The sequence below is a fragment of the Phenylobacterium sp. genome (genome assembly GCF_025351295.1).
In the GTDB taxonomy this organism is placed as follows: domain Bacteria; phylum Pseudomonadota; class Alphaproteobacteria; order Caulobacterales; family Caulobacteraceae; genus Phenylobacterium.
This window is the reverse complement of sequence record NZ_JANXWD010000167.1, coordinates 1-23,743: the sequence shown is the minus strand read 5'-3', so window position 1 is coordinate 23,743 and position 23,743 is coordinate 1. Positions and strand designations below refer to the sequence as shown.

At 70.1% G+C, this 23,743-nt stretch carries 20 protein-coding genes and 1 tRNA gene; 11 read left to right on the top strand and 10 right to left on the bottom strand.

The features are described 5' to 3' along the window. Window positions 1-324 precede the first annotated feature (324 nt). The 4 genes from Q0R13_RS22415 to Q0R13_RS22400 form a co-directional block, all read right to left on the bottom strand. Entirely contained in the window at window positions 325-1,035 is a 711-nt protein-coding gene (locus tag Q0R13_RS22415) for a hypothetical protein (protein ID WP_293908220.1), read from the bottom strand. Between the two features lie 216 nt (window positions 1,036-1,251). Beyond that, window positions 1,252-1,326: transfer RNA gene (locus tag Q0R13_RS22410), tRNA-Val, on the bottom strand. Between the two features lie 128 nt (window positions 1,327-1,454). After that, window positions 1,455-2,168, bottom strand: a complete 714-nt coding sequence (gene gph, locus Q0R13_RS22405) for a phosphoglycolate phosphatase (protein ID WP_293908218.1) — start codon at window positions 2,166-2,168, stop codon at window positions 1,455-1,457. Next, window positions 2,158-4,422, bottom strand: coding sequence for a transferrin receptor-like dimerization domain-containing protein (locus tag Q0R13_RS22400; protein WP_293908216.1), 2,265 nt, complete (start codon window positions 4,420-4,422; stop codon window positions 2,158-2,160). Before Q0R13_RS22400 ends, gph begins: the two co-directional genes overlap by 11 nt. A gap of 111 nt (window positions 4,423-4,533) precedes the next feature. On the opposite strand from Q0R13_RS22400, the gene glmU reads away from it, so the two are divergent. The 6 genes from glmU to Q0R13_RS22370 all read left to right on the top strand — a co-directional run bounded on the left by glmU (window position 4,534) and on the right by Q0R13_RS22370 (window position 12,399). After that, complete coding sequence (gene glmU, locus Q0R13_RS22395; protein WP_293908214.1) at window positions 4,534-5,886, top strand: bifunctional UDP-N-acetylglucosamine diphosphorylase/glucosamine-1-phosphate N-acetyltransferase GlmU; 1,353 nt, start codon at window positions 4,534-4,536, stop codon at window positions 5,884-5,886. Between the two features lie 159 nt (window positions 5,887-6,045). Continuing rightward, entirely contained in the window at window positions 6,046-6,732 is a 687-nt protein-coding gene (gene rpiA, locus Q0R13_RS22390; protein WP_293908212.1) for a ribose-5-phosphate isomerase RpiA, read from the top strand. Window positions 6,733-6,741: 9 nt separating this feature from the next. Continuing rightward, window positions 6,742-8,124, top strand: a complete 1,383-nt coding sequence (gene gor / locus Q0R13_RS22385) for a glutathione-disulfide reductase (protein WP_293908210.1) — start codon at window positions 6,742-6,744, stop codon at window positions 8,122-8,124. Then, window positions 8,121-9,299, top strand: a complete 1,179-nt coding sequence (locus Q0R13_RS22380) for an O-antigen ligase family protein (protein ID WP_293908208.1) — start codon at window positions 8,121-8,123, stop codon at window positions 9,297-9,299. The genes gor and Q0R13_RS22380 overlap by 4 nt, the downstream gene beginning before the upstream one ends. A gap of 124 nt (window positions 9,300-9,423) precedes the next feature. Then, window positions 9,424-10,809 carry a class II 3-deoxy-7-phosphoheptulonate synthase gene (locus tag Q0R13_RS22375; protein ID WP_293908206.1) on the top strand — a complete coding sequence of 462 codons (1,386 nt, stop codon included), beginning with the start codon at window positions 9,424-9,426 and terminating at the stop codon, window positions 10,807-10,809. A gap of 213 nt (window positions 10,810-11,022) precedes the next feature. Further along, complete coding sequence (locus Q0R13_RS22370) at window positions 11,023-12,399, top strand: MATE family efflux transporter (RefSeq protein WP_293908203.1); 1,377 nt, start codon at window positions 11,023-11,025, stop codon at window positions 12,397-12,399. A gap of 10 nt (window positions 12,400-12,409) precedes the next feature. Here the strand turns inward: Q0R13_RS22370 and Q0R13_RS22365 are convergent, their stop codons facing one another. From Q0R13_RS22365 to Q0R13_RS22355, 3 genes are all read right to left on the bottom strand, one after another. Then, entirely contained in the window at window positions 12,410-14,359 is a 1,950-nt protein-coding gene (locus Q0R13_RS22365; RefSeq protein WP_293908201.1) for a pyrroloquinoline quinone-dependent dehydrogenase, read from the bottom strand. Window positions 14,360-14,477: 118 nt separating this feature from the next. After that, the gene (locus tag Q0R13_RS22360; protein WP_293908199.1) at window positions 14,478-15,380 is read right to left on the bottom strand and encodes a cobalamin biosynthesis protein CbiG; all 903 of its coding nucleotides are present in this window, start codon (window positions 15,378-15,380) and stop codon (window positions 14,478-14,480) included. 178 nt (window positions 15,381-15,558) lie between these two features. Further along, complete coding sequence (locus Q0R13_RS22355) at window positions 15,559-16,560, bottom strand: NADP-dependent oxidoreductase (protein ID WP_293908197.1); 1,002 nt, start codon at window positions 16,558-16,560, stop codon at window positions 15,559-15,561. Between the two features lie 96 nt (window positions 16,561-16,656). On the opposite strand from Q0R13_RS22355, the gene Q0R13_RS22350 reads away from it, so the two are divergent. Genes Q0R13_RS22350 through Q0R13_RS22340 form a run of 3 tightly spaced genes read left to right on the top strand, consistent with a single transcriptional unit; the run spans window position 16,657 to window position 19,196 of the window. Beyond that, window positions 16,657-17,580 carry a Gfo/Idh/MocA family oxidoreductase gene (locus Q0R13_RS22350; protein WP_293908194.1) on the top strand — a complete coding sequence of 308 codons (924 nt, stop codon included), beginning with the start codon at window positions 16,657-16,659 and terminating at the stop codon, window positions 17,578-17,580. Between the two features lie 54 nt (window positions 17,581-17,634). Next, window positions 17,635-18,801, top strand: a complete 1,167-nt coding sequence (locus Q0R13_RS22345; protein WP_293908192.1) for an isovaleryl-CoA dehydrogenase — start codon at window positions 17,635-17,637, stop codon at window positions 18,799-18,801. Next, window positions 18,798-19,196, top strand: coding sequence for a DUF3574 domain-containing protein (locus Q0R13_RS22340; RefSeq protein ID WP_293908190.1), 399 nt, complete (start codon window positions 18,798-18,800; stop codon window positions 19,194-19,196). The genes Q0R13_RS22345 and Q0R13_RS22340 overlap by 4 nt, the downstream gene beginning before the upstream one ends. A gap of 18 nt (window positions 19,197-19,214) precedes the next feature. Here Q0R13_RS22340 and Q0R13_RS22335 read toward each other — a convergent pair whose 3' ends face one another. Together Q0R13_RS22335 and Q0R13_RS22330 are read right to left on the bottom strand one after the other, a co-directional pair. Next, on the bottom strand, window positions 19,215-20,024 hold the full coding sequence (locus tag Q0R13_RS22335; protein ID WP_293908188.1) for a helix-turn-helix transcriptional regulator: 810 nt from the start codon (window positions 20,022-20,024) through the stop codon (window positions 19,215-19,217). A 276-nt stretch (window positions 20,025-20,300) separates the two neighbouring features. Next, complete coding sequence (locus Q0R13_RS22330) at window positions 20,301-22,142, bottom strand: patatin-like phospholipase family protein (RefSeq protein WP_293908187.1); 1,842 nt, start codon at window positions 22,140-22,142, stop codon at window positions 20,301-20,303. 34 nt (window positions 22,143-22,176) lie between these two features. Between Q0R13_RS22330 and Q0R13_RS22325 the strand changes: the two genes are divergently transcribed. After that, entirely contained in the window at window positions 22,177-23,016 is an 840-nt protein-coding gene (locus Q0R13_RS22325) for an enoyl-CoA hydratase-related protein (protein ID WP_293908185.1), read from the top strand. Between the two features lie 50 nt (window positions 23,017-23,066). Continuing rightward, the gene (locus tag Q0R13_RS22320; protein WP_293908183.1) at window positions 23,067-23,477 is read left to right on the top strand and encodes a DUF1489 domain-containing protein; all 411 of its coding nucleotides are present in this window, start codon (window positions 23,067-23,069) and stop codon (window positions 23,475-23,477) included. Window positions 23,478-23,624: 147 nt separating this feature from the next. Here the strand turns inward: Q0R13_RS22320 and Q0R13_RS22315 are convergent. After that, window positions 23,625-23,743, bottom strand: a 119-nt coding sequence (locus Q0R13_RS22315) for a transposase (RefSeq protein WP_293904030.1), incomplete at its 5' end; no start/stop codon positions are given.

Sequence of the window (23,743 nt, the reverse complement as noted above, 5' to 3'; positions counted from 1 at the left end):
ATCCAATGCGGGGTGATATCGGCAGGCAGGCAGGCCCGCGTCGCGGACGCAGCCCTCAAACCCGGTTCTGATTTTCCCGGCGATGGGCTTCGCCGCCGTGGTGGAGGACGCTGAGCAGCGGCGCTTCCCGGTCTTTGCTCGTCTTAGCGTCCAGGCGCTCACGCCCGGCCAATCCGGGTATCGTGAGGGAATGATGGGGGTGATTCGGCTGCTTCGGAAGCCGCGCGCCGCCTTGCGTTCACAGGAAACCGCGTTCGCTGTGGACAAGCGCCGTCTTTCCTCTCGGCGACTATGGCCATGCCCAGCCCCGCCTGAACCCCTACTTCAGCCCCGCGACTTTTGCTTGGCCTCCAGGGGATAGGCTTCGGCAACAGCGCGCCAAAGCGCTCGCGCGCTTGCTGTGGTCTCGTCTCGTCGCCATCGGATCACATCGCCCTCCACGACGAAGGCCAAGTCCTCTGTGAGGGCCATGACCTCGTCCAGCAGCTCGCGGATATGACGGAAGAGCGGGCGCTCGCGCTTCTCTTCGAAATGCAGTTCGTGGGCGATATTCTCGTCACGGAAGTCACGCAGCAGGGCCGCCCGGTTAGGGTCGGCTTCTTCCTCTATGGCGTTAAGACGCCCGCGAAATCGCTCCAGGCGCTCCCAAACATGACCGGCGCTAGCATCACCAAGTTCGTTCCAGCCCTTCGCCTCTTCCGCGCACCGGTCTGCGACGCCCGGTAAGGCGAGCAGGTCGCGGCAGACGGGGAGGCTCATACGGTTTGTTGCTAACGCGCCGTACCGCGAGGGGGGATCAAGCAGGCGGGTGATCATGACGATCTGTGCGTCAAGCGCGGCCTTCTCGTACACCCTCGCCGCTTCGGACGCGGGCGAGGCCGCGATGGCGTGACGGTCGTCCTTCGCTTGGTTGAAGGCCAACCACACCTCTTCGGTAGCCCTTGCCCACTCTACGCACTGGACGATCCGCGCCTTTGCGTGCCGGAGCCGGGCAACTACCGCGTGGAGGTCAAATTCCTCAGCAACTGCCGCCATTGTCGTGTCCTCCGATCCAGTAGTGCGCGCTCCGCACCATTTGATCGCACAAGCGAGACCGACCCGCCGCGCCCTATGCAACCGGCCCGCTCCTCAAGGAGAAGAAATAAGTTGTTCAGCTAATTTTGCGCGTGGCCAGCAGCGGCCACCTCGACCGTATCTGGGTGGCTTTCTGGGTGGTTTATTCCAGCGGCGCAGACAAGCCATTGAAAAGAATGGTGGATGCGACAGGGATTGAACCTGTGACCCCCTCGGTGTGAACGAGGTGCTCTCCCGCTGAGCTACGCATCCGCCGGAGCGCAGTGAGCAAAAGTGGAAACCGCTTTTGCGCCTGACCGCGCTCAAATTTTGATTTGGCGCGCCGCCCGGGCGGCGAACCGGTTCCCACTTCGCCTAGCGGCGCGCTGGGAAGGCGCGGGCTATAGCCGTTCGGGTTCTGCGCCGCAAGCGCCCAGCAGCCGCGTGCAGGCGTCGGGCAGTTGGTCGAAGTGGTCGATCAGGATGTCCGGGTCGAGGTCGGCGGCCGGGATCTCGGTGTAGCCGAAGCTGACCAGGATCAGGTGCGCCTTGGCCGCCCGCGCCGCGCCGGCGTCGGTGGCCGCGTCGCCGACCATGACGGTGCGGTCCAGGCGCCCGCCGACCGCGTCGACGGCGGCCTGCAGGTGGCGCGGGTCGGGCTTGATGGCCGGCGCCGCGTCGGCCCCGATCACCGCGTCGAAGCGGCGCGTCATGTCCAGGGCGTCCAGCAGCGCGACGGAGAGATCGGTGCGCTTGTTGGTGCAGACGACCAGCTTCGCGCCCTCGGCCCTCAGGACCTCCAGGGCGGCCTCGCAGCCGGGGAAGGGGCGGCTCTCGTCGGCGATGTGGGCCAGGTAATGGGCGATGAATCGTTCGAACAATTCCTCGACACGGGCCGGGTCGAGATCAGCGCCCGCCGCCTGGAAGCCGCGCTCGACCAGCCACTTCGCGCCCCGGCCGATGAACTGGCGCGCTTCCGCCAGCGGCAGGGCCGGCAGACCCTCGGCCTGCAGCAGCACGTTCAGCGTGCCGATCAGGTCCGGCGCCGTCTCGACCAGGGTGCCGTCCAGGTCGAAGGCGATGGTGGCGCCGTCGAATCGTCCGCTAGCCGCCATTGATCGCCGCCGTCGCTGTGTCCAGGCCGGCGGCGTAGTCGCTGAGCGCCTCGGCGGTCAAGCCGATGTAGGTGGTGGCGTCGTCGAACCGGCGCTCCTCGATCGCCTCGCGCACCCCCGGCAGGGTCTTGGCGCCATAGCCGGTGAAGCGGCCGGGGGCGTAGATCATGTTCTTGTACCAGGGGCGGAACGGCAGGCCCTTGTCGCGCAGCAGCCGCTGTTCGAGCGGCAGCAGGGCGGCGTCCAGCTTCCTTTTCTGAGCCGGGGTCATGGCCGGGCCACGCGCAGCCAGGGTCTGGTCGAAGGCCGTGGCGCTGGCCTTCAGCTTCGCCACCGCGCTGTCCATCGGGCCGAAGTCCAGCCGGGGCGACGCGGGCAGCGGGGCCGGGTCGCCGCGCGAGATGGTCGGGTCGTCGGCCAGCCTGTAGGCGCCGCTGGCCAGCAGCCGGGTGCGGGTGACGGCCTCGTCGCGCTTGGCGTCGGCCAGCTTCTTCACCTCGTCCAGGTAGCCGGCGACGGTGTCGGCGAAGTCGCCGTAGCGCTGCACGGGCGTATCGGCGTCGGCCAGCCGCATCACCATCCGTCCGGTCACCTTGGCCAGCGCGCCGGAGTAGGCCAGGCCGGGGTCCACGAAGCGGGTGTGGTGCTCCCAGGTGTCATAGGCCGAATGGTAGACACCCCCGTCCGCACCCTCGCCGCCGAAGCCCAGATTGAGGGTCGCCACCCCCAGGTTCTGCAGGAAGCTGGAATAGTCCGAGCCCGAGCCCAGCGCCTCGATCGGCAGGTCATTGGCCGGGTCGGCGGCGATCTTGCCCTGAGCCACGGCGCGCGGATTGCCGGGGTTCTCGGCGGCCGCCACCGCCAGGCCGGCGCGCAGGCGGTCGCGCACCGAGACGCCGGTCTGCGGGTCGGTCACGTCGGCCTCGACCAGGTTCACGAAGTGCTGCAGCGCGTGGCTGCCGCCGACCCCCAGGAAGCCGCGCGAGTTGGAGTCGGAGTTGATGTAGGCGACGGTCTTGGCCTTGAGCTCCGCGGCATGGGTCTCGGCCCATTCGGTGGAGCCCAGCAGCATCGGCTCCTCGGCGTCCCAGCTGGTGTAGACGATGGTCCGCTTGGGCTTCCAGCCGGCCTTGCTGAGCGCGCCCAGGGCCTTGGCCTCGCCCATCATCGCCACATGGCCGGAGAGTGGATCGGACGCCCCGAATACCCAGCCGTCGCGGTGGTTGCCGCGCACCACCCACTCATCGGGCAGGCCCTTGCCCTTCAGGGTGGAGATCACGTCGTAGATCGGCTTCAGGCTCCAGTCCGAGACCACCTTGAGGTGGACCTTGCCGCCGGTCTCGGACCCGCCGACGTGGTAGGTGATCGGCAGGCTGCCGCGCCAGGCCGGCGGGGCCACCGGCCCGTCCAGAGACCGCAGCAGCACCGTCGCGTCGCCGTAGGACAGCGGCAGGGTCGGGATCTTCAGGATCGTCGGGCTGTCCTCCCGGCTCAGGTGCTTGGCGTCCTTGGTCGAGCCGTAGCCCGGCGTGGTCGGGTCGCCCGGAAAGAGCGTCATGTCGGCCACCGAGCCCCGCTGGATGCCGTTGGCCGGCCGGGCCGCGCCCTTGGGATAGGCGTCGTCGGTGGAATAGCCGTCGTCGCGCGGGTCGGAATAGATGATGCAGCCGACCGCGCCGTGTTCCTGCGCCAGCTTGGGCTTCAGGCCGCGCCAGCCGGCGCCGTAGCGGGCGATGGCGATCTTGCCCTTCACCGAGACGCCCAGCCGCTCCAGCTGGTCATAGTCGGCCGGCATCCCGTAGTTGACGTAGACCAGTGGGGCGGTGACGTCGCCGTCGCCCTGGAAGGCCACATAGGCGGGCAGTTCGTCCTTGATGCGGCTGGAGGTCTCGTCGCCGGGGATCGGCGCCTCGGTCAGGGTGGCCTTGAACGGCGCGCCCGGACCGGCGGTCAGTTCCACCGCCAGGTCCCTGGGCGTCGGGTACAGCACCCAGAAGGTCTCGATCTTCGCGTCCCAGCCCCAGGCCTTGAACAGGGCCAGGGTCATGTCGGCGTTGGCCTTGTCGTGCGGGCTTCCGACCTGGTTCGGCTCGGCGGCCATGGTCTTCAGCCAGCCGCTCATCTCGGCCGGGTCGATCATCGCGTCGAACCGGCTCTCCATCGCCTTGTCCGGCGCGGCCTGGACGGCGGCGGGGACCAGGACGGCCAGCGCACTGGCGCAGAACAGGGCGGCGAGACGCGACTTGGATTTCATGGAGAGTCCCCGACAACAGTCGCCGGAAGCTAGCCCCTCCTCGCGCCCCGCCACAAGGCTTGCTAAGCCCACGAGGACATCGAAGACTCGCGCTGCCTTGGGGAGACCTGCATGACCGCCAGAGCCTGCGTGATCATGGCCGCCGGCCAAGGCACGCGGATGAAGTCCAAGGTCCCCAAGGTGTTGCACAAGGTGGGCGGCCGCAGCCTGCTGGACCGGGTGATCGACGCCGTCCAGGCGACCGGCTGCGAGCGCATCCACGTGGTGGTGGGCGCCCACAGCCCCGAGGTGCGGGCGCTGGTGGTGCGGCGGCTGGGCGAGGCCACGCCGGTGCTGCAGGACCCGCCGGAGGGCACCGGCCACGCCGTGCGCTGCGCCGAGGCCGCCCTGGCGGACTTCGACGGCGACGTGCTGGTGGTCAACGGCGACTGCCCGCTGCTGCAGCCGCAGGACCTGGAGCATCTGTTCACCCTGCGCCGCCACGGCGCGGCGATGGCGATCATGGGGTTCGAGCCGGTGGATCCGCTGCTCTACGGCCGCATCCTGCGCGGCGCCGACGGCCATGTGATGCGCATCGTCGAGCCCAGCCAGGCCAGCGACGAGGTCAAGGCGGTCCGCACCTGCAACGCCGGCATGTACCTGGCCGGCCGGGGCGATCTGTTCCGCTGGCTGTCGCGGATCACCAACGCCAATCCGAAGCACGAGTACTTCCTCACCGACATCATCGCCGAGGCGACCCACGAGGAGGCGCTGGTGCGGGCCCATATCGCCCCGGAGAGCGCGGTGATGGGGGCCGATACCCCCATGCAGCTGGCACAGGCCGAGGCGGTGTTCCAGAAGCGGCGGCGCGACAGCTTCCTGGCCGAGGGCGTGGCCATGACCGCGCCGGAGACGGTGTTCTTCGCCTGGGACACGCAGATCGCGCCCGGCGCCACGGTGGAGCCCTATGTGGTGTTCGCGCCGGGGGTGACGGTGGCGACCGGCGCGGTGATCCGGGCGTTCAGCCACCTGGAGGGCGCAGACGTGGGCGAGGGGGCGCTGGTCGGCCCCTATGCCCGGCTGCGGCCCGGCGCGGCGATCGGCGCGGACGCCCATATCGGCAACTTCGTCGAGGTGAAGAACGTCACGGTAGGTGAGGGCGCCAAGGCCAACCACCTGGCCTATCTGGGCGACGGATCGGTGGGGGCGGGCGCGAACATCGGCGCCGGGACGATCTTCTGCAACTACGACGGCTTCTTCAAATACCAGACGCATGTGGGCGAGGGCGCCTTCGTCGGCTCCAACACCGCCCTGGTGGCGCCGATCTCCGTGGGCGCGGGGGCCTACATCGGGTCGGGCTCGGTGATCACCCAGGACGTGGCGGCCGACGCCCTGGCGCTCGGGCGGGCGGTGCAGGCCGAGAAGCCAGGCTGGGCGAAGCGGTTTCGCCAGGTGATGGGCGCGAAGAGGGCGGCGGCGAAATGATCGTCGCATCGCTTTTTCCTCCCCTTGATGGGGAGGGACAGCTCGCCGGAGGCGAGCCGGGTGGGGTAGTGTGCGCCGGAGTGCGGAGTCGGAACTTGATCGCGACTTCCCCACGCTGGCTGCTTCGCAGCCTATCCCTCCCCATGAAGGGGAGGGAAAATGGTTGATATCGACGCTCAGAAACGCGCGGCCGCGGAGGCCGCCGCCGCGCTGGTGATGTCCGGCATGGTCGTGGGCATGGGCACCGGGTCGACGGCGGCGTGGTTCGTCCGCGCCCTGGCCGCGCGCAGGCTGGATATTCTCGGCGTGCCGACCTCGCAGGCGACGGGGAACCTGGCGACCAGCCTTGGCATCCGCATCGGGCAGCTGGGCGAGACCAAGGCCATCGACCTCACCGTCGACGGGGCCGACGAGATCGGGCCTGGGCTGGCGCTCATCAAGGGCGGCGGGGCGGCGCTGCTGCGCGAGAAGCTGGTGTGGGAGGCGTCGCGGTCCTGTGTGGTGATCGCCGACGCGGCCAAACATGTGAAAATGCTCGGGAAATACCCTTTGCCCATCGAGGTGGTGGCGTTCGGTCACACGACCACGGCGCTGCGGATCTGCGACGCCCTGGCGGAATGCGATTTGGGTATCGCGCCGATGCTTCGCCGAAAGGACGGCGAGCCGGTAAGAACCGACGGCGGAAACCTTATCTATGACGCCGCCTGCGGACGGATCGTGGAGCCGGCGGCCCTGGCGGCGGCGCTGAAGAGCGTCACCGGGGTGGTCGACCACGGCCTCTTTCTGGACCTGGCCGACCGGGCGCTGATCGGCGGCCCGGACGGCGTCATAGAATTAGAACCTTAGGAGCGACCGGTGGCGGACTTTGACTACGACCTCTTCGTGATCGGCGCGGGCTCGGGCGGCGTGCGCGCGGCGCGCGTCGCGGCCATGTCGGGCGCCAAGGTGGCGGTGGCCGAGGAGGATCGGGTCGGCGGCACCTGTGTGATCCGCGGCTGCGTGCCTAAGAAATTCATGGTCTACGCCTCTGAATATTCAAAGAGTTTCGAGACCGCCAAGGGCTACGGCTGGGATGTCGGCACGCCGACCTTCGACTGGCCGAAGTTCCTGATGGCCAAGGATGACGAGATCGCCCGGCTGTCCGGCATCTATGTCCGCAACCTGCAGAACGCCGGCGCCGAACTGGTCCACGCCCGGGCGACCCTGAAGGACCGGCACACCGTCGAGGTCGAGGGCAAGGGGACGTTCACCGCCCGGAAGATCCTCATCGCCACCGGCGGCCGCCCCTGGATGCCCAGGGACCTGGAGGGCGTCGAGCACGCGATCAGTTCCAACGAGGCCTTCCACCTGCAACAGCTGCCGAAGCGGATCGTGATCGCCGGCGGCGGCTACATCGCCTGCGAGTTTGCCTGCATCTTCAATGGGCTGGGCGTGGAAACCACCCTGATCCACCGCGGACCCAATATCCTTCGCGGCTTCGACGACGATGTCCGCAGCCACCTGGCCGAGGAGATGGACGCTCGCGGCATCAAGATCCGCCTGGGGACCCAGCCGGCCAGGATCGAGCAGACCGCCACCGGCCTGGTCACCCACTGCGCCGACAACCACAGCCTGGACTCGGACGTGGTCATGTTCGCGCTCGGACGCGAACCCTACACGCAGGGCCTGGGGCTGGAGGCGGCCGGCGTCGAACTGGCCGCCAACGGGGCGGTCAAGGTGGACCAATACTCCCGCAGCAACATCGACAACATATGGGCCGTGGGCGACGTCACCGACCGGATCAACCTGACCCCGGTGGCGATCCGCGAGGGCGCGGCCTTCGCCCAGACCGAGTTCCATGACAACCCGACCAGCTTCGACCACGAGATGGTGGCCTCGGCCGTGTTCACCCAGCCGCAGATGGGCTCGGTGGGCCTGTCGGAGGCCGACGCGCGCCACAAGTACGGCAAGGTCGACATCTACCTCGCCAAGTTCCGGGCGATGAAGGAGACCTTCTACGGCGGCCACCAGCGCTGCCTGATGAAGCTGGTGGTGGAGCAGGGGACAGAGAAGATCGTGGGCTGCCATGTGGTCGCCCCCGACGGGCCGGAGATCATCCAGATGGCCGCCATCGCCATGAAGATGGGCGTGACCAAGCCGCAGTGGGACGCCACCTGCGCCGTCCATCCGACCCTGGCCGAGGAACTGGTGACCCTGCGCGACAAGTATATGCCGCCGGCGCTCGGCGCGGTGGCGTGACGGCGACGGGGGTAATCCCGCGCGACCGCTTCGGGGTTTGGTGCGGCTGGCTGCTGGTCGGCGCGGCCGGGTTGACGCCGCTGTTCGCCTGGCTGGGTCCCCTGGCCTTCGCGCCGCTTTTGGCGCTGGTCGGGCTGCTGTGCCTGCCGGCGGTGCGGATCCGGCCGCAGGACGCCCCCCTGGCCCTGATCCTGCTGCTGGGGCTCGCCTGGGCGGCGCTGTCCAGCCTGTGGAGCCCGAGCCATCCGACCAAACCGGGCGAGCTGGTGGCCCTGAAGCTGGCGCTGCAACTGCCGCTCTACGGGTCGGCGTGGTGCGGCGCGCGGCGGGCGGACCCCGCGTTGCAGCGCCTGGCCCTGCGGGTCCTGGCCTGGGGGCTGGCGGCCTATGGCCTGCTGCTGCTCGTCGAGGCGTTCACCGGCGCAGGGATCTACCAGGCGCTGCGCAATGCGATGCACGATCCGATCCGCCCGGACCTGGCTCGCAAGAACATCGCCCACGGCAGCTTTGTCCTGGCGCTCCTGTGGCCGGTGGCGGCGGCGGGCGGCCGCCGCGCCGGCGCGCCCTGGTGGCTGGCGGTTCCGATGGTGGCGGGGTCGGCGGCGCTGGCGCAGGTCTTCCTGTCCGACGCGCCGGTCCTGGCGGTCGGCCTGGTGATACTGACCGCGGGCCTGGTCTGGACCTGGCCTCGGGCCGCGCCCAGCGCCATGGGCGCTGCGGCGGCGGCCTTCGTGCTGGTGATGCCGGCGGTGGTGCTGGCCGTGCGCGTGCTGGGGCTGGGCAAACACCTGCCGTTGTCCTGGGAGGAGCGGCTCAGCTACTGGGCCTACGCCATGGACCGGATCGCAGAGCATCCCTGGCGGGGCTGGGGCCTGGATGCCAGCCGCACCTTCGGGACCCATATCGGCCTGCATCCGCACGACAGCGCCCTGCAGGTCTGGCTCGAGCTCGGGGCCCTGGGGGCCGTCCTGGCCGCCCTGGCCTGGGCGGTCCTGTTCCGCGGCCTGGCGCGGGACCGACGCAGCCTGGTGACCGCCGCCGCCGCCGGCTCGGCCGCGGTCTATCTGTTCTTCGGCGCCGTCAGCTTCGGGATCTGGCAGGAGTGGTGGCTGGCGCTGGGCGCCCTGGTCGCGGTGATCGCCGCCATGGGCTCTGCGCAGGAGGCTGCCGCCTGACCACTGTGACCCCGCTCATTCAGCATTGAGTACGGACCCCAGGCCCAAGCGCCCCATCGACGCTCGGGGCGGTTGCGGGTAAAACGCCCGGCCCGCCAAACCGGCGGCTTCTGAAGTTAGAGCCATGACCGCACACTGGACGCCGGCTTCCTGGAGAGCCAAGCCCGCCAAGCACATCCCGTCCGACTATCCGGACCTGGCCGCGCTGTCGCAGGTGGAGACCACCCTGCGCCGGATGCCGCCGCTGGTGTTCGCCGGCGAGGCGCGCCGCCTGAAGAGCCTGCTGGGCGACGTGGCGGCCGGCAAGGCCTTCCTGCTGCAGGGCGGCGACTGCGCCGAGAGCTTCAAGGAATTCCACGCCGACAACATCCGTGACACCTTCCGTCTGATCCTGCAGATGGCGGTGGTGCTGACCTTCGCGGGCGGCAAGCCGGTGGTGAAGGTGGGCCGCATGGCCGGCCAGTTCGGCAAGCCGCGCTCGTCGCCGGTCGAGGTGATCGACGGCGTCGAGCTGCCGTCGTACCGCGGCGACAACATCAACGGCATGGAGTTCACGCCCCAGTCGCGGATCCCGGATCCGCAGCGGCTGATCCAGGCCTACAGCCAGTCGGCCGCGACGCTGAACCTGCTGCGCGCCTTCGCCGGCGGCGGCTATGCCGACCTCTACAACATCCACCGCTGGACCCTGGGCTTTGTGAACGACAGTCCCCAGGGCGCGCGATACCGTGAGCTCTCCGAGAAGATCTCCGAGTCCCTGACCTTCATGGCCGCCATCGGCGTGACGCCGCAGAGCCATCCGGAGATGCACCGGGTGGAGTTCTTCACCTCCCACGAGGGCCTGCTGCTGGGCTACGAGGAGGCGATGACCCGGGTCGATAGCACCTCGGGCGAGTGGTACGACACCTCCGCCCACCTCCTGTGGATCGGCGAGCGCACGCGGCAGCTGGACGGCGCCCACGTCGAGTTCTTCCGCGGCATCCGCAACCCGATCGGCATCAAGTGCGGCCCGACGATGGAGGGCGACGACATTCTGCGCCTGATCGACGTGCTGAATCCGAAGGACGAGGCCGGCCGCATCACGCTCTACGGCCGCTTCGGCTCCGACAAGATCGCCCAGCGCCTGCCCGGCCTTTTGCGCGCCACCAAGGCGTCCGGCCGCAACGTCGTCTGGGCCACCGACCCGATGCACGGCAACACGCTGACCGCCAACAACGGCTACAAGACCCGGCCGTTCGACCGCATCCTGTCGGAGGTGAAGAGCTTCGTGGAGATCTGCGGCGCGGAGGGCGTGCATCCGGGCGGCGTCCACCTGGAGATGACCGGCCAGAACGTCACCGAATGCCTGGGCGGCGCCCGCTCGGTCAGCGAGGGCGACTTGGGCGACCGCTACCACACCCACTGCGACCCCCGCCTGAACGGCGAGCAGGCGCTGGAACTGGCCTTCCTGGTGGCCGAGAAGCTTAAGGACGACCGGGTCGACCTGTCCGACCAGGTGGCGATGAGCATCTGACGTTCCCTCCCCTTCATGGGGAGGGACAGACCGCGAAGCGGTCAGGGTGGGGACGCGTGGGCCGGAGTGCGGAGTCGGAGCTTGATCCTGACGTCCCCACCCGGGTCGCTTCGCGACCTGTCCCTCCCCATGAAGGGGAGGGCAAACTCGGCTTGCCTTTTTTCACTTGGTCGTCAGTGTCCGCCGCTCTTTGAAAGCTCGAAAGTCCCCACCATGGACCGCCCCGCGGCCAAGGCGCCCGCCGATTCGGCGGCGCGCCGCAGCCTCGTCCGCACCGATCTCGCCACGCTCCTGACCCTGTCCGGACCGGTGGTGATCTCGCGCCTGGGCATCATGGGCATGGGGCTGTGCGACGCCCTGGTGGTGGGCAACTTTTCGGCCAAGCAGCTCGGCTACCACGCGCTGGCCTGGGCCCCGACCAGCGTGATCCTGACCATGGCCGTGGGGCTGTTGAGCGGCGTCCAGGTGATGACCGCCCGGCGGATCGGCCAGGGGCGGCGCGACCTGGTGGGCGCGGTGCTGCGCCGCGGGCTGGTCTACAGCTTCTGGATCGGCATCGTCTCGACCGCGGTCCTGATCGCGGCGGGGCCGGCGTTCCTGCGCGTGCTGCACCTGCCCAAGGACCTGGTCGACGGCGCGACCCTGCCGCTGATCGTCTTCGCCCTGTCCCTGCCTGGCTACGGGCTCAGCGTCACCGCCAGCTTCTGGCTGGAGGGGCTGTCGCGGCCGGGCCCCGGCGCCTGGGCCATGTGGGCGGCCAATATCGTCAACCTGATCATTGACCTGCTGCTGGTGCCGGGGACCTTTGGGCTGCCGGCGATGGGCGCGGTGGGCGGGGCCTGGGCGACCACCGGGGCGCGGACCTTCCTGGCGCTGGCGATGCTGATCTACATCCTGCGCATGCCCGAGGCGCGCGCGCTCGGGGTGTTCAGCAAGCCCGAGCCGGACCGGGCGGCCGCGGTGGAGCAGCGGCGGATCGGCTACGGCGCGGGGGTCTCCAACTTCTTCGAGGTGGCGGCCTTCGCCAGCATGAACGTGATCGCCGGCTGGATCGGCGCCCTGGCCGTGGCCGCCTGGGCGATCGTGCTCAACGTCATCGCCCTGGTGTTCATGGTGCCGCTCGGCCTGGCCACGGGAGCGGCGGTCCTGGTGGGCAAGGCCTATGGCGCGCGCGACGGCCCCGGCGTGACCCGTGCCGGCCTGGTCGCCTTCGCGGTGACGGCGGTGTTCGGGATGCTGGTGTCGCTGGTCATCTGGCCCAATGCGCTGCTGATCTCCCACGGCTACACCCGCGACGCGGCGACCCTGGCTATGGCGGTCCCGGCGCTGGCGATCTGCTGCCTGTTCCTGGTCCCCGACGCTCTGCAGGTGGTGATCGCCCAGGCGCTCAGGGCCCGCGGCGACGTCTGGGTTCCGACCGCCACCCACCTGACCAGCTATGTGGTGGTGATGATGCCGCTGGCCTGGTTCTGGGCGATCCCGCTTGGCCACGGCCTGATCGGCATGGTCTGGGCGGTGGTGGTGGCGAGCTTCCTGTCCGGCGGCCTGCTGCTGGGGCGGTTCTGGCTGCTGAGCCGCCGCCCGCTCTGACGCCGCCGCCTCACATAAGCGGGCCGGGCAGGGCGAAGGCGATCACCGTGTCGCCGCGCCGGGTGTCGGTCTTGGCGTGGCCGCCGGCGGCGATCACCACATATTGCCGGCCCTTCCAGACATAGGTCATCGGGGTGGCTTGGCCGCCGGCCGGGAGGCGTCCGCGCCAGAGCTCCCGGCCCGTGGCGGCGTCGAAGGCGCGCAGATCGTTGTCCATGGCCGCACCTATGAACACCAGCCCCGAGCGCGTGGCGATCGGCCCGCCGAAGTTGGGCGTGCCCGTGTTGTGCAGCAGGAACTGCGACCCCGGGGCCAGGTCGCGGGTGGTGCCCAGCGGGACCTCCCACAACACCTTGCCGGTCCGCATGTCGATGGCGTGAAGCTGGCCCCACGGCGGCGGGTTGCAGGGCAGGCCCAGCGGCGAGAGCAGCACCTCGCGCTTCATGCCATAGGGCGCGCCGGCCTGCGGCGAGACCTCCTTGCCCATCTCGGCCCGCTGCGTGGCCTTGACCTTGTCGGCCGGGATCAGGGTCACCTTGTGCACGGCGTTGGAGGTGTTGACGTACACCACCTGCCGGCCCGCGTCGAAGGCCAGCCCGCCCCAGTTCACGCCGCCGCCGGTGAACGGATAGATCAGCGTACCCTGGGTCGAGGGCGGCGTGTACATCCCCCCGAACCTGGCGCCGGCGATCAGCTTGCGGCAGGCGCTCTTGCCGATCGGGCCGATGCCGTAGGCGCTGTCCGGGCTGATGGTGGCGGGCCCCAGCGCCCTGGGCAGTCGCGGGAAGGGCTGGGTGGGCGAGAGCACTTCGCCGGGCGCGCCGCCCTGCGGGACCGGCCGCTCGTCGACCGGGATCACCGGCTTGCCGGTCTCCCGCGCCAGGGTGAAGATCAGGCCCTGCTTGGTCCCCTGGATGACGGCCGGGGTCATGCGGCCGCCGAACGCCACGTCGCCCAGGGTCGGCTGGGCGGGCACGTCATAGTCCCAGATGTCGTGGTGGGTGGTCTGGAAACTCCAGACCAGCCGGCCGGTCGATGCGTCGAGCGCCACAACCGAATTGGCCTGGCCGTCGGGGCCGCGCCGCTGGGCGCCGTAGAAGTCCGGGCTGGGGCTGGAGGTGGGGATGAACACCAGGCCGCGGGCGACGTCCACGGACAGCGGCGCCCAGGTGTTGGCGGCGCCGGCCACCGTACCGGGCGCGGCCGAGCCCAGTGGATCGAAACTCCACTTCGCCGCCCCGGTGCGCACGTCATAGGCCCGCACGGCGCCGGTGATCTCCCGGACCCGCTGATTGTCGTCCAGCGACGAGCCGACGATCAGGGTGTCCTTCGCCACCACTGGCGGCGAGGTCATCTGCATCTGGCCCTTGTGCTCCAGCACCACGCCGGCCCCGATATCGACCACCCCGGCCTTGCCGAATCCCGCGCAGGGCGCGCCGGTCGCCGCATCCAGGGCAATCAGCCGCCGGTCGACCGTGCCCACATAGACCCGCTCGGAGCACCGCACGTTGTCCGCCACCAGCGGGTCGCGCCAGTAGGTCACGCCGCGGCAGCTGAAGTCGTTGGGATAGCGGACCTTAGGATCCACCCCGGGATCGTAGGACCACAGCGGCTTGCCCGTGGCCGGGTCCACCGCCGAGACCGCATCGAACTGCGAGCAGACATAGAGCCGCCCGCCGGCCAGGATCGGGGTGTTCTCGAAGGAGGCGTGCTTGATGTCCTTCGCGTGGCGGACCAGCTCGCCGGTGGAATAGGTCCAGGCGACCTTCAGGCCTGTGACATTGGCCGGGGTGATCTGCGCGGCGGTGGAATAGCGCTGGCCGCCGGCGTCGCCGCCATAGAACGGCCAGTCCACGTCCGGCGCTGTGGCGACGGGCTTCGGCGCCTGGGAACAGCCCGCAAGCGCGAGCAGGCCGCCGGCGAGGGCCATCCGAACGGCGGTGCGAGGCGGTGAGGTCATGGCCGAGCGGGCTCCTTTGCGAACAGCTCCGCAAGGAAAAACGAATCTCCCGCCGGGACCAGGGCGCAGGGCCCAGGGACCGGGGACGAGCGGCGGAGCGGCGGGTGCGAGCCGGGGGCTAAGCGCCGGCGCCCAGGATCCAGCCCTCTTCGCGCTCGGCGTCCAGGACCACCTCGGCAGCGGTCCCCTTGGGCGGGCCGAACAGGGCGCCCAGCTTGTTGGCCTCATCCAGGCGCGCGAAATGTTCGGCCAGCGTGCGCACCTGCTGCAGGTCCTTGACCTCGCCGACGGTCCCCAGCGGCTTGACCAGCGAAGGATAGACCTCCGCCAGCACGACGCCGACGCCCTCCAGGTCCGCCTCTGTCAGGGCCTTGAAGCCGGTCTCGAACGGCCAGACGCGGGCCGCGTCGCCGCGCGCCAGCTTGATCCGCCGGACCGCCGGCATCCCCAGGATCGCCTGCCCGCCGACCGAACCGTTGTAGTAGGTCTTCCAGATCGACGAGGCGCCCTTGGCCACCAGCTCGGCGTGGCGCAGCTCCGGCAGGTCGTCGGGCCCGTGGGGCCGGCTCTTCCTGGGCTGCAGGGTGGAGAGCGTGTCCTTCGGCGGGCAGCCCCAGAACGGGAACGGCCCGTTGGTCAGCCGGCGGTTCACGCCGGCCGCCACGCCGAAGCGGTTGTTGGTGTTGTCGGCCTTGTCCTTCACGAACCGGTCAAGGTCGTCCCAGGCGGCCCGCCACGGCTGTTCGCCGTTCAGCTTCAGGGCCGCAGCGTAGCCGCGCGGGAAGCCCAGCGGGAAATCGAATCCCACCAGGGCGCGCTCCGAACGCTTCTTGAAGTCGTCGAGCAGGGCGGCCAGGCGGGTCTCCGCCTCGGCCCGGGTCGATGGATTGAACGCCTCGAAGGTCAGCCGGAACCGCACGTCGCGCTTGAGCACGCCGATCCAGACGGAGTCCGCCCCGGTGTTCGGCTTGGAGGACGCGCTCCAGTCGACAATCACATAGGCGCTGAACAGGCGCGGCACGGGCAACTCCAGCCTCGGGGGAGGGTTCGTTCTACGTCATCCCTCCTCTTTAGGGGAGGGACAGACCGCGAAGCGGTCAGGGTGGGGGGGTCAAGGCCAAGCTCAGCGCCTGTCGTGTATTCCCCACCCCGCTTGCCTTAGGCGAGTCGGCCCTCCCCTGAAGAGAAGGGACGGGGGGCTACGCCAGCTTGACCAGCATCTTTCCAAGGTTCTCGCCCCGGAACAGGCCCAGGAAGGCGTCCGGCGCCTTGTCGATCCCCTCGAACACGGTCTCCTTCCAGGTGACCTTGCCCTCTTTCACCCATTGGGCAAGATCGCGGTGGAAGGCCGGCATCATGTCCCACGAGCTGGAGACGATGAAGCCTTCCATGCGCAGCTGCTTGCCGACCATCATTACCAGGTTGCGCGGCCCGGCTGGCATCTCGGTGGCGTTGTACATCGAGATCGCACCACACAGGGCGAAGCGCGCGAAGGGCCGGGCGGCGGTCAGGGCCGCCTCCAGGTGCTCGCCGCCGACGTTGTCGAAATAGACGTCGATGCCGTCGGGCGCCGCGCGCGTCAGGGCCGCGGAGAGGTCCTTCTCGGCCTTGTAGTCGATCGTATGATCGACGCCGATCGACTTCAGGAAGGCGATCTTGTCGGCGCCGCCGGCCGAGCCGATCACCGTGTGGCCCTTGGCTTTGGCGATCTGGGTGACCATCGAGCCGACGGCCCCGGCCGCGCCGGAGACGAACACCACGTCGCCGTCCTTGAGGGCCGCGATCTTCAGCAGGCCGGCATAGGCGGTCAGCCCCGGCATGCCCGCGGCGCCCAGGAAGGTCTGGGGCGGCAGGCCCATGGTGTCCAGCTTCTGCACGGTGGCGGCCGCGGCGTTGAAGCCTTCGCGCCAGCCGAATCCGGACTGCACCAGGTCGCCGGCCTTGAAGCCGGGGTCGCCGGAGGCCACGACCTCGCCGACCGCGCCGCCATCCATGGCCTTGCCCAGGGCGAAGGGCGGGCTGTAGCTCTTCACGTCGTTCATGCGGCCGCGCATGTAGGGATCGACGGTCATCCAGAGGTTCTTCACCTGCACCTCGCCGGCGCCCGGTGCGGGCAGGTCGACGCTGGCCAGTTCGAAGTTCTCGGCCTTCGGCAGGCCGCTGGGGCGGCTCTTCAGTCGGATTTCGCGGTAGGCGGTCATGGTGGTTTCCTCTCGTTGCGACCCATGTAGGGCTCCCGGCCGGTGGCGTCGAGACCGGCTGGCGTGCTAGCCCCCGCCGCGACGTTCGGAGCACCCATGGTCAAGACCCTCAGAGCCGGCGTGATCGGCGCGGGCGTGTTCGGCGGCTACCATGCCGCCCAGTACGCGCGCCTGCCGAGGGTGAGCTTTTCCGGCGTGTTCGACACCCACCCCGACCGCGCGGCCAAGGTTGCCATGCCGCTGGGCGGGCGCGCCTTCGCCGACCTGGAGGCGTTCCTGGAGGCGGTGGATGTGGTCACCGTGGCGTCGCCCGCCACCTTCCACGCCGACCAGGCCCTGGCCGCCATCGCCGCCGGCAAACATGTCTATGTCGAGAAGCCGATCGCGACCGGCGTCGCCGAAGCCGAGCAACTGCGCGCCGCCGCCGCCGCCACGAGCCTGGTTCTCGCCTGTGGCCACCAGGAGCGGGTGACCTTCCAGGCGATGGGCCTGCTGGACCTGCCACAGCCGCCGCTGCTGCTGGAAGCCGTGCGCCATGGGCCGCCGTCCGAGCGCAGCCGCGACGTCTCCGCCGTGCTCGACCTGATGATCCACGACCTCGACCTGGCTCTGGCCATCGCCGGCGCCGATCCGGTGACCGCCGAAGGCGACGGCGAGCGCGGCCCCGACGGCGTCTGGGACCGGGCGCGCGCCGAGGTCAGCTTCGAGAGCGGTCTCACCGCCATCTTCGACGTCTCGCGGCTGGCGCCGGCGCGCCACCGGACGATGCGGGTCGTCTACCCCGCCGGCGAGGTGGAGATCGACTTCATCGCGCGGACCTTCCGCAACACCACGCCCTTCGCGCTCAACGCCGACTTCGCCGACACCCCGGCGGCCAGGGACCCGCTGGGGGCCAGCGTCGCGGGGTTCCTGGCGGCGGTGCGCGGCGAGGCGGCCCGGCCGGTGGTCACCGCCGAGGAAGCCATCGCCGCCCTGGATCTGGCGATTGCCGTCGAACAGGCGTTGGAGGACGCAGCGTAAGCGCGCCATCCCGGCGCGCTCGCGAGGCGGGGCGGCCTGTGGTAACCCGCGCGGATGATCCCGAACCACGGCCCCACCCTCGAATTCGGCCTCGGCGAAGCCGCCGACGCCATCCGTGAGACCACGGCTCGCTTCTCCGCCGACAAGATCGCGCCGCTGGCCGCCGAGATCGACGCCACCAATGAGTTCCCGCGCCACCTCTGGCCGCAGATGGGCGCGCTGGGCCTGCACGGCATCACGGTGGACGAGGCGTACGGCGGCCTGGGCCTGGGCTACCTGGAGCATGTGGTGGCCATGGAGGAGGTGTCGCGCGCCTCGGCCTCGGTGGGCCTGAGCTACGGCGCCCACTCCAACCTCTGCATCAACCAGCTGCGCCGCTGGGGCTCCGACGAGCAGAAGCGCCGCTACCTGCCCAAGCTGATCAGCGGCGAGCATGTCGGCGCCCTGGCCATGAGCGAGGCCGGCAGCGGCTCCGACGTGGTCTCCATGCGGCTGAAGGCCGAGAAGCGCGGCGACCGCTACGTCCTGAACGGCGCCAAGTTCTGGATCACCAACGCACCCCACGCCGACACGCTGGTTGTCTACGCCAAGACCGCCCCCGAAGCCGCTTCGCGCGGCATTACCGCGTTCCTGATCGAGAAGGACTTCGCCGGCTTCCACGTCAGCCAGAAGCTCGACAAGATGGGCATGCGCGGGTCGGACACCGGGGAACTGGTGTTCGAGGACTGCGAGGTCCCGGAAGAGAACATCATGGGCCCCGAGAACGGCGGCGTCGGCGTGTTGATGAGCGGGCTCGACTATGAGCGCGCGGTCCTGGCGGCCGGGCCGCTGGGCATCATGCAGGCCTGCCTGGACGTGGTCCTGCCCTATGTCCGCGAGCGCCGGCAGTTCGGCCAGGCGATCGGCTCGTTCCAGCTGATGCAGGGCACGGTGGCCGACATGTACGTCGCGCTGAACTCGGCGCGGGCCTATGTCTATGCGGTGGCGAGGGCCTGCGACGCCGGCCAGACCACCCGGTTCGACGCGGCCGGCGCGATCCTGATGGCGAGCGAGAACGCGGTGAAGGTGTCGCTGGAGGCGATCCAGGCGCTGGGCGGGGCGGGCTACACCAAGGACTATCCGGTCGAGCGCCTGCTGCGCGACGCCAAGCTCTATGACATCGGCGCCGGCACCAACGAGATCCGGCGGTTCCTGATCGGACGGGAGCTGGTCGGCGGATGAGGCGGGCGGGGGCCCTGATCGCCATCCTGGCGCTCGGCGGCTGCGCCACGCAGCCGAAGCTCGCCTGTCCGGCCGGACAGTCCCAGTTGCGCACCGCCCAGCTGTTCCTGGCCGCCAAGGCGCCGGCCAGGCTGAGCGACAAGGACTTCAGCCGCTTCGTTGACCAGGAGGTGACGCCCCGTTTTCCGGACGGGGTGACCGTCGTGAACGGTGGCGGCCGATGGAAAGGCGACGGCAACGAGATGATTCGCGACGCCGCCAAGGTCGTGCTGATTGTCCTGCGGGCCAAGGGCGACAACCTGGCCCGCGTCGAGGCCGTCCGCGCAGCCTACCGCACCCGCTTCAACCAGGAGTCCGTGGTGGTGGTGCCGCCGGCGGCCTGCGCCGCTCTGTAGGGGACGGATCGGTCACAGCTATGACGCCGCGGCTCTGCGCGCCTCGTGCGCCGCTCTCAACGCCTCCGCGGTCGAAGCATCCGCCGGGAAGAAGGTCTCCAGCGTCAGTTCCGACAGGGTGATGTCGACCGGCGTGCCGAACACCGTGGTCGTGCCGAACAGCGACAGCAGGGTGTCGCCGACCATCAGCTGGAACGGGATCGCCACCCCGCCGAAGTCCTCCGGCCGGCGGTCGGGGGCGGGCGGCTTCGGATAGCCGCGGATCTCCTCGATCAGGGCGATCAGCCCGGGGTCGGCGGTCAGCTCAGCCTGGCGGCGCAGACGCTCCAGGATGTGGGCGTGCCATTCGCCAAGGTTGGCGATGCGCGGCGCCAACCCCTTGGGATGCAGCGACACCCGGATCACGTTGAGCGGCGCCGCCAGCAGCTCAGGGTCCACGCCCGCCATCAGCGGCGCGATGGCCGCATTGGCCGCCACCAGGTTCCAGCGCAGGTCGACCACCAGGGCGGGGTAGGGCTCGTGCGCCTTCAGGATCACGTCGACGGCGCGCCGGGCCGCGGCTAGGCCGGGGTCCGCCAGGCTGCGCTCCGGGAACACCGGCGCGAAGCCGGCGGCCACCAGGATCACATTGCGCTCGCGCAGCGGCACCTCCAGCTGGTCGGAGAGGTGCAGCACCATCTCGCGGCTGGGCTGGGCGCGTCCGGTCTCCAGGAAACTCAGGTGCCGCGTGGAGATCTCCGCCTCCAGCGCCAGGTCCATCTGGCTCATCCGCCGCCGCATCCGCCACTCGCGCAGATGATCGCCGACGGGCTTGTGGGGCGTAGTCATGGGGGGAGAGTAGCGGGCGGGCGAGGCGCGTCCATGACCTGGGAGGTAATGGATAAGCGAAGGACCGCCCCGTTTCCGGAGCGGCCCTTCCATAGTCCGACCGCAGAGCGGTTCGCGACCTTTGCCTGACTTGAGGCTTAGGCGCAGACCTCACACGCGGAGGTCCAGGTCACGGCTGCCGAGCTACGGCCTTTGCTATGAGACACTGGGTCACCTCCTTTCAGCTGTTGAACAGGACCTTGAATATGGGGCGCATCCGCGCCGTCTGCCAAGGCCTCATTCCGCGGCCGCCTGGGTGGAGGCCATGAAGGCGGTCATGGCGGCGCCGGTCGCCTGCTGTTCGCGCAGGCTGGGCCGACGGCGGAGCTGCGGGATCGGGCGCGCCAGCTTGTCGAGCGCCGCCAGGGTGGCGCGGTAGCCGGCCTCCACCGCCTCGTCGTAGGCCGCCCAGTCGCGGATTTCGATGTGGGACACGTCCGGCTGGATCAGCACGTCGGTGGCCTCCCGCGCCGCGGCCAGGTCGCGGCCGGTGGAGACGGTGGCGGCTCGCATCAGCAGCGAGACGATCGGCGGGCCCATCCGCCACTGGCCGGAGAAGATCCAGCGCCAGACCGACGACGGCCGCGCCACGTCCTTGGCGGTGATGCTGCGGGCCGTGGTGACATCGACGCCGACGATGGGCCCCAGGTGGACAGCGCGCATGATGTCGGCCGGGAAGTTCTTCATCACCGCCCCGTCGACCAGCACGTTCTGGCCGTCGGTGGCCGGCGGCAGCACGCCGGGCAGGGCGATGGAGGCGCGCAGCGACTGGCGCAGCGAGCCGCGCCGGTGCAGCTGGTAGACCCCCGTGGTGAGGTTGGACGAGAGGCAGAAGAACGGCAGCCAGAGGTCGGCGATCTGGGTGTCCCCGAAGTGGGTGTGCAGCCGCTCGCCGACTTTTACCCCATGGGTCATGGCCAGCAGCGGCAGGGCGATGTCGTCCAGCGGGCTGGTGTTGACGAAGGCCTCGCGCAGCCGGCGGTCCATCTCTGCCTCGCCCCAGCCCATGGCCAGGCCGGCGGCCACCACCGCGCCCATCGACGAGCCGCCGACGAAGTCCACCGGCACGCCGCGCTCGCGCAGCGCCTTGATCGCGCCCACGTGGGCATAGGCTCGCGCCCCGCCGCCGGACAGCACCAGCCCTACCGACTGGCCGGTCAGCACCCGGGCCAGCCGCTCGAAGTCGGGCGCATGGCCCCGGCGCACGTGGAACACCCGGGTCGCGCCGGTGGCGTCCAGCCAGGCCTCCGAGCCCGCCGGGCGGTCCAGCTCGGCCGGCTGCACCAGGATCAGGTCGACCAGCGACTGCTCGCGCAGCGCCGCGCCGCCGACCGGGCCGCCGTCCGCCTCCGGCGCCGGGCGGTCGCCGCGGCCGACCTGGAACAGCCGGTCCACCTGGCGCGGCACGAACGGCGCCCAGGCGGTCTCGTCGCGCTCCGCAACGTAAAGGACGAAGTCGTGCACCCGCTCGACCTCGGAGAACCACTCGGTGGGCGCGGCGGCGGCCTCGGCGCCGACGACGGTGACCTCATAGCCGAGGGCGGCGATCTCGCGCTCCAGCCGCTCGACCACCGGGCGGATCGGCCCCGGCCGGCCGGCCGCCACGAAGCCGAACACCGAGGGGTCGCCGATCGGGCCGCGCCGCGCCACCTGGCGGCTGCGCAGGATCATCAGCCGGGCCAGCTCGGTCATCACCGCGGCGTCGGCGTCGCAGGCCGCGAAGAACACCTCCTTCGGCACCGCGAAGATCTCGGAGTCGCGCAGGGCGTAGACCTCGGCGGTGTGCGGGATGCCGGCGATCAGCGACATCTCGCCAGCCGGCTCGCCGGGGCGGATGATCCCCAGGAACTGCGGCTCCTGGCCCTCCTCGCGGCGGAACGCGCCCAGCCGGCCGGTGCGCACGACGAACAGCTGGTCCGACGCGTCGCCGTGGCCGAACAGCTTCGAGCCGCCCGGCAGCGAGAACCAGATGGTTTGATCGCGCGCCTTCGGCTGCCGGAACAGGCGCGCCAGGGCCGAATCGACCGGTATTTTGGGCAGGTTCGCCACGGCGGCAGGGTAGCGCCGTGGAACCCCCACGGCTATGGCTGCGCTCCCCTTCCAGGAGGCGCCCATGACCAACGAGATCGCAGACCCCCTGGTGGAATTCCCGGACGTCAGCGCGACGACGGACCTGGTGCACATCGCCGCGACCCAGGCGGGGGCGGTCACGGTGATGATGAATCGGCCGGCGAAGAGGAACGCCTTCGACTCCGACCTGATCTCGGCGCTGGAGGAGGCGTTCACGACGCTGAAGTCGGCCGACGGCGTGCGGGTGGTCTTCGTGCGCGGGGCCGGCGGCACGTTCTCGGCCGGCGCGGATCTCGCGTGGATGCGGGCCGCGGCCGACCGCACCGAAAGCGACAACCGCGAAGACGCCTATGAGATGGCCAGGATGCTGAAGGCCCTGCACGACCTGCCGGCCCTCACCGTGGCCCTGGTCGAGGGCGCGGCGTTCGGCGGCGGCGTGGGCCTGGCCGCGGCCTGCGATCTCGCCGTGGCCACGGCGGACACCCGGTTCAGCCTGTCGGAGGTCAAGCTGGGCCTGATACCGGCCACCATCAGCCCCTATGTGATCCAGGCCGTGGGCCCGCGGCAGGCGCGCGGCCTGTTCGCCACCGGCCGGGAGTTCGACGCCGCCTACGCCGAGCAGATCGGCCTGCTGACTGAGGTCGTTGCCGACGCCGCCGCCCTGCAGGCCGCAGCCCACCGCATCGCCCGCGACATCATGGCCTGCGCGCCGGGCGCGGTCGCCGCCTCCAAGCGCCTGGTCGACGACGTTGCCGGCCGCCCGATCCATCACGACCTGATGGAGCTGACCGCCCACCGCATCGCCGCCACGCGAGTGGGCGAGGAGGGGCAGGAGGGCGTCCGCGCCTTCCTGGAGCACCGCAAGCCCGGCTGGGCGCTCTGAGGCCGCCGGCCGCACTTCCCAAGCCCCGGATGGCGTCCTAAGCCAGGGCCATGGCCTTGCACATGATCAAGCTGGTGGTGGGCGCCGCCACCATCGACGACCTGCTGGATTGGCGGGCCCGCAACGGCCAGGACAGCCAGCCCTGGATCCTGCGCACCCGCATGACCCCCAAGCGGGGTGCGGAGATGGTCGACGGCGGCTCGATCTATCGCGTGTTCAAGGGCGTGATCCTCTGCCGCCAGAGGATCCTGGCGGTGAACACCGTGGGCGAGGGCGTCACCGCCCGCTGCGAGATCGGCCTCGGCGACGACATCGTCCGCGTGGCGCCGACCCCGCGCCGCGCCTTCCAGGGCTGGCGCTACCTTGACCCCAAGGACGCCCCACCGGACCTCGACACCGAGGCGTTCGGAGACGTGCCGGAGAGCCTGGCGCGGCAACTGCGGGAGGTCGGCGCCTGGTGAGTAAGGGCGCATCGACGTCTAGAAACTTGGGGCCTTATCGCCCCACTTCCGATCGTCATGGCCGGGACAAGCCCGGCCATGACGATCCAAATTAGGGGATTGGCGAGCTTTCGCCGCCGAGGGGTCTAGGTCTTAGGGACGATTTAGTCATTTGAGCCAGAGCATGATGCTGGCGAGGGTGACGAAGCCCATGAAGGTCTGGGCGAGCTTGTCGTAGCGTGTGGCGATGCGGCGGCATTGCTTGATGCGGCTGAAGAAGCGCTCGA

What these genes read in the sequence shown, in the direction of transcription:
- Q0R13_RS22415 (WP_293908220.1), bottom strand. Translation starts at nt 1,035, where the DNA reads ATGGCGGCAGTTGCTGAGGAATTTGACCTCCACGCGGTAGTTGCCCGG.
- gph (WP_293908218.1), bottom strand. Translation starts at nt 2,168, where the DNA reads ATGGCGGCTAGCGGACGATTCGACGGCGCCACCATCGCCTTCGACCTG.
- Q0R13_RS22400 (WP_293908216.1), bottom strand. Translation starts at nt 4,422, where the DNA reads ATGAAATCCAAGTCGCGTCTCGCCGCCCTGTTCTGCGCCAGTGCGCTG.
- glmU (WP_293908214.1), top strand. Translation starts at nt 4,534, where the DNA reads ATGACCGCCAGAGCCTGCGTGATCATGGCCGCCGGCCAAGGCACGCGG.
- rpiA (WP_293908212.1), top strand. Translation starts at nt 6,046, where the DNA reads ATGGTTGATATCGACGCTCAGAAACGCGCGGCCGCGGAGGCCGCCGCC.
- Q0R13_RS22375 (WP_293908206.1), top strand. Translation starts at nt 9,424, where the DNA reads ATGACCGCACACTGGACGCCGGCTTCCTGGAGAGCCAAGCCCGCCAAG.
- Q0R13_RS22370 (WP_293908203.1), top strand. Translation starts at nt 11,023, where the DNA reads ATGGACCGCCCCGCGGCCAAGGCGCCCGCCGATTCGGCGGCGCGCCGC.
- Q0R13_RS22365 (WP_293908201.1), bottom strand. Translation starts at nt 14,359, where the DNA reads ATGACCTCACCGCCTCGCACCGCCGTTCGGATGGCCCTCGCCGGCGGC.
- Q0R13_RS22355 (WP_293908197.1), bottom strand. Translation starts at nt 16,560, where the DNA reads ATGACCGCCTACCGCGAAATCCGACTGAAGAGCCGCCCCAGCGGCCTG.
- Q0R13_RS22350 (WP_293908194.1), top strand. Translation starts at nt 16,657, where the DNA reads ATGGTCAAGACCCTCAGAGCCGGCGTGATCGGCGCGGGCGTGTTCGGC.
- Q0R13_RS22345 (WP_293908192.1), top strand. Translation starts at nt 17,635, where the DNA reads ATGATCCCGAACCACGGCCCCACCCTCGAATTCGGCCTCGGCGAAGCC.
- Q0R13_RS22340 (WP_293908190.1), top strand. Translation starts at nt 18,798, where the DNA reads ATGAGGCGGGCGGGGGCCCTGATCGCCATCCTGGCGCTCGGCGGCTGC.
- Q0R13_RS22335 (WP_293908188.1), bottom strand. Translation starts at nt 20,024, where the DNA reads ATGACTACGCCCCACAAGCCCGTCGGCGATCATCTGCGCGAGTGGCGG.
- Q0R13_RS22325 (WP_293908185.1), top strand. Translation starts at nt 22,177, where the DNA reads ATGACCAACGAGATCGCAGACCCCCTGGTGGAATTCCCGGACGTCAGC.
- Q0R13_RS22320 (WP_293908183.1), top strand. Translation starts at nt 23,067, where the DNA reads ATGGCCTTGCACATGATCAAGCTGGTGGTGGGCGCCGCCACCATCGAC.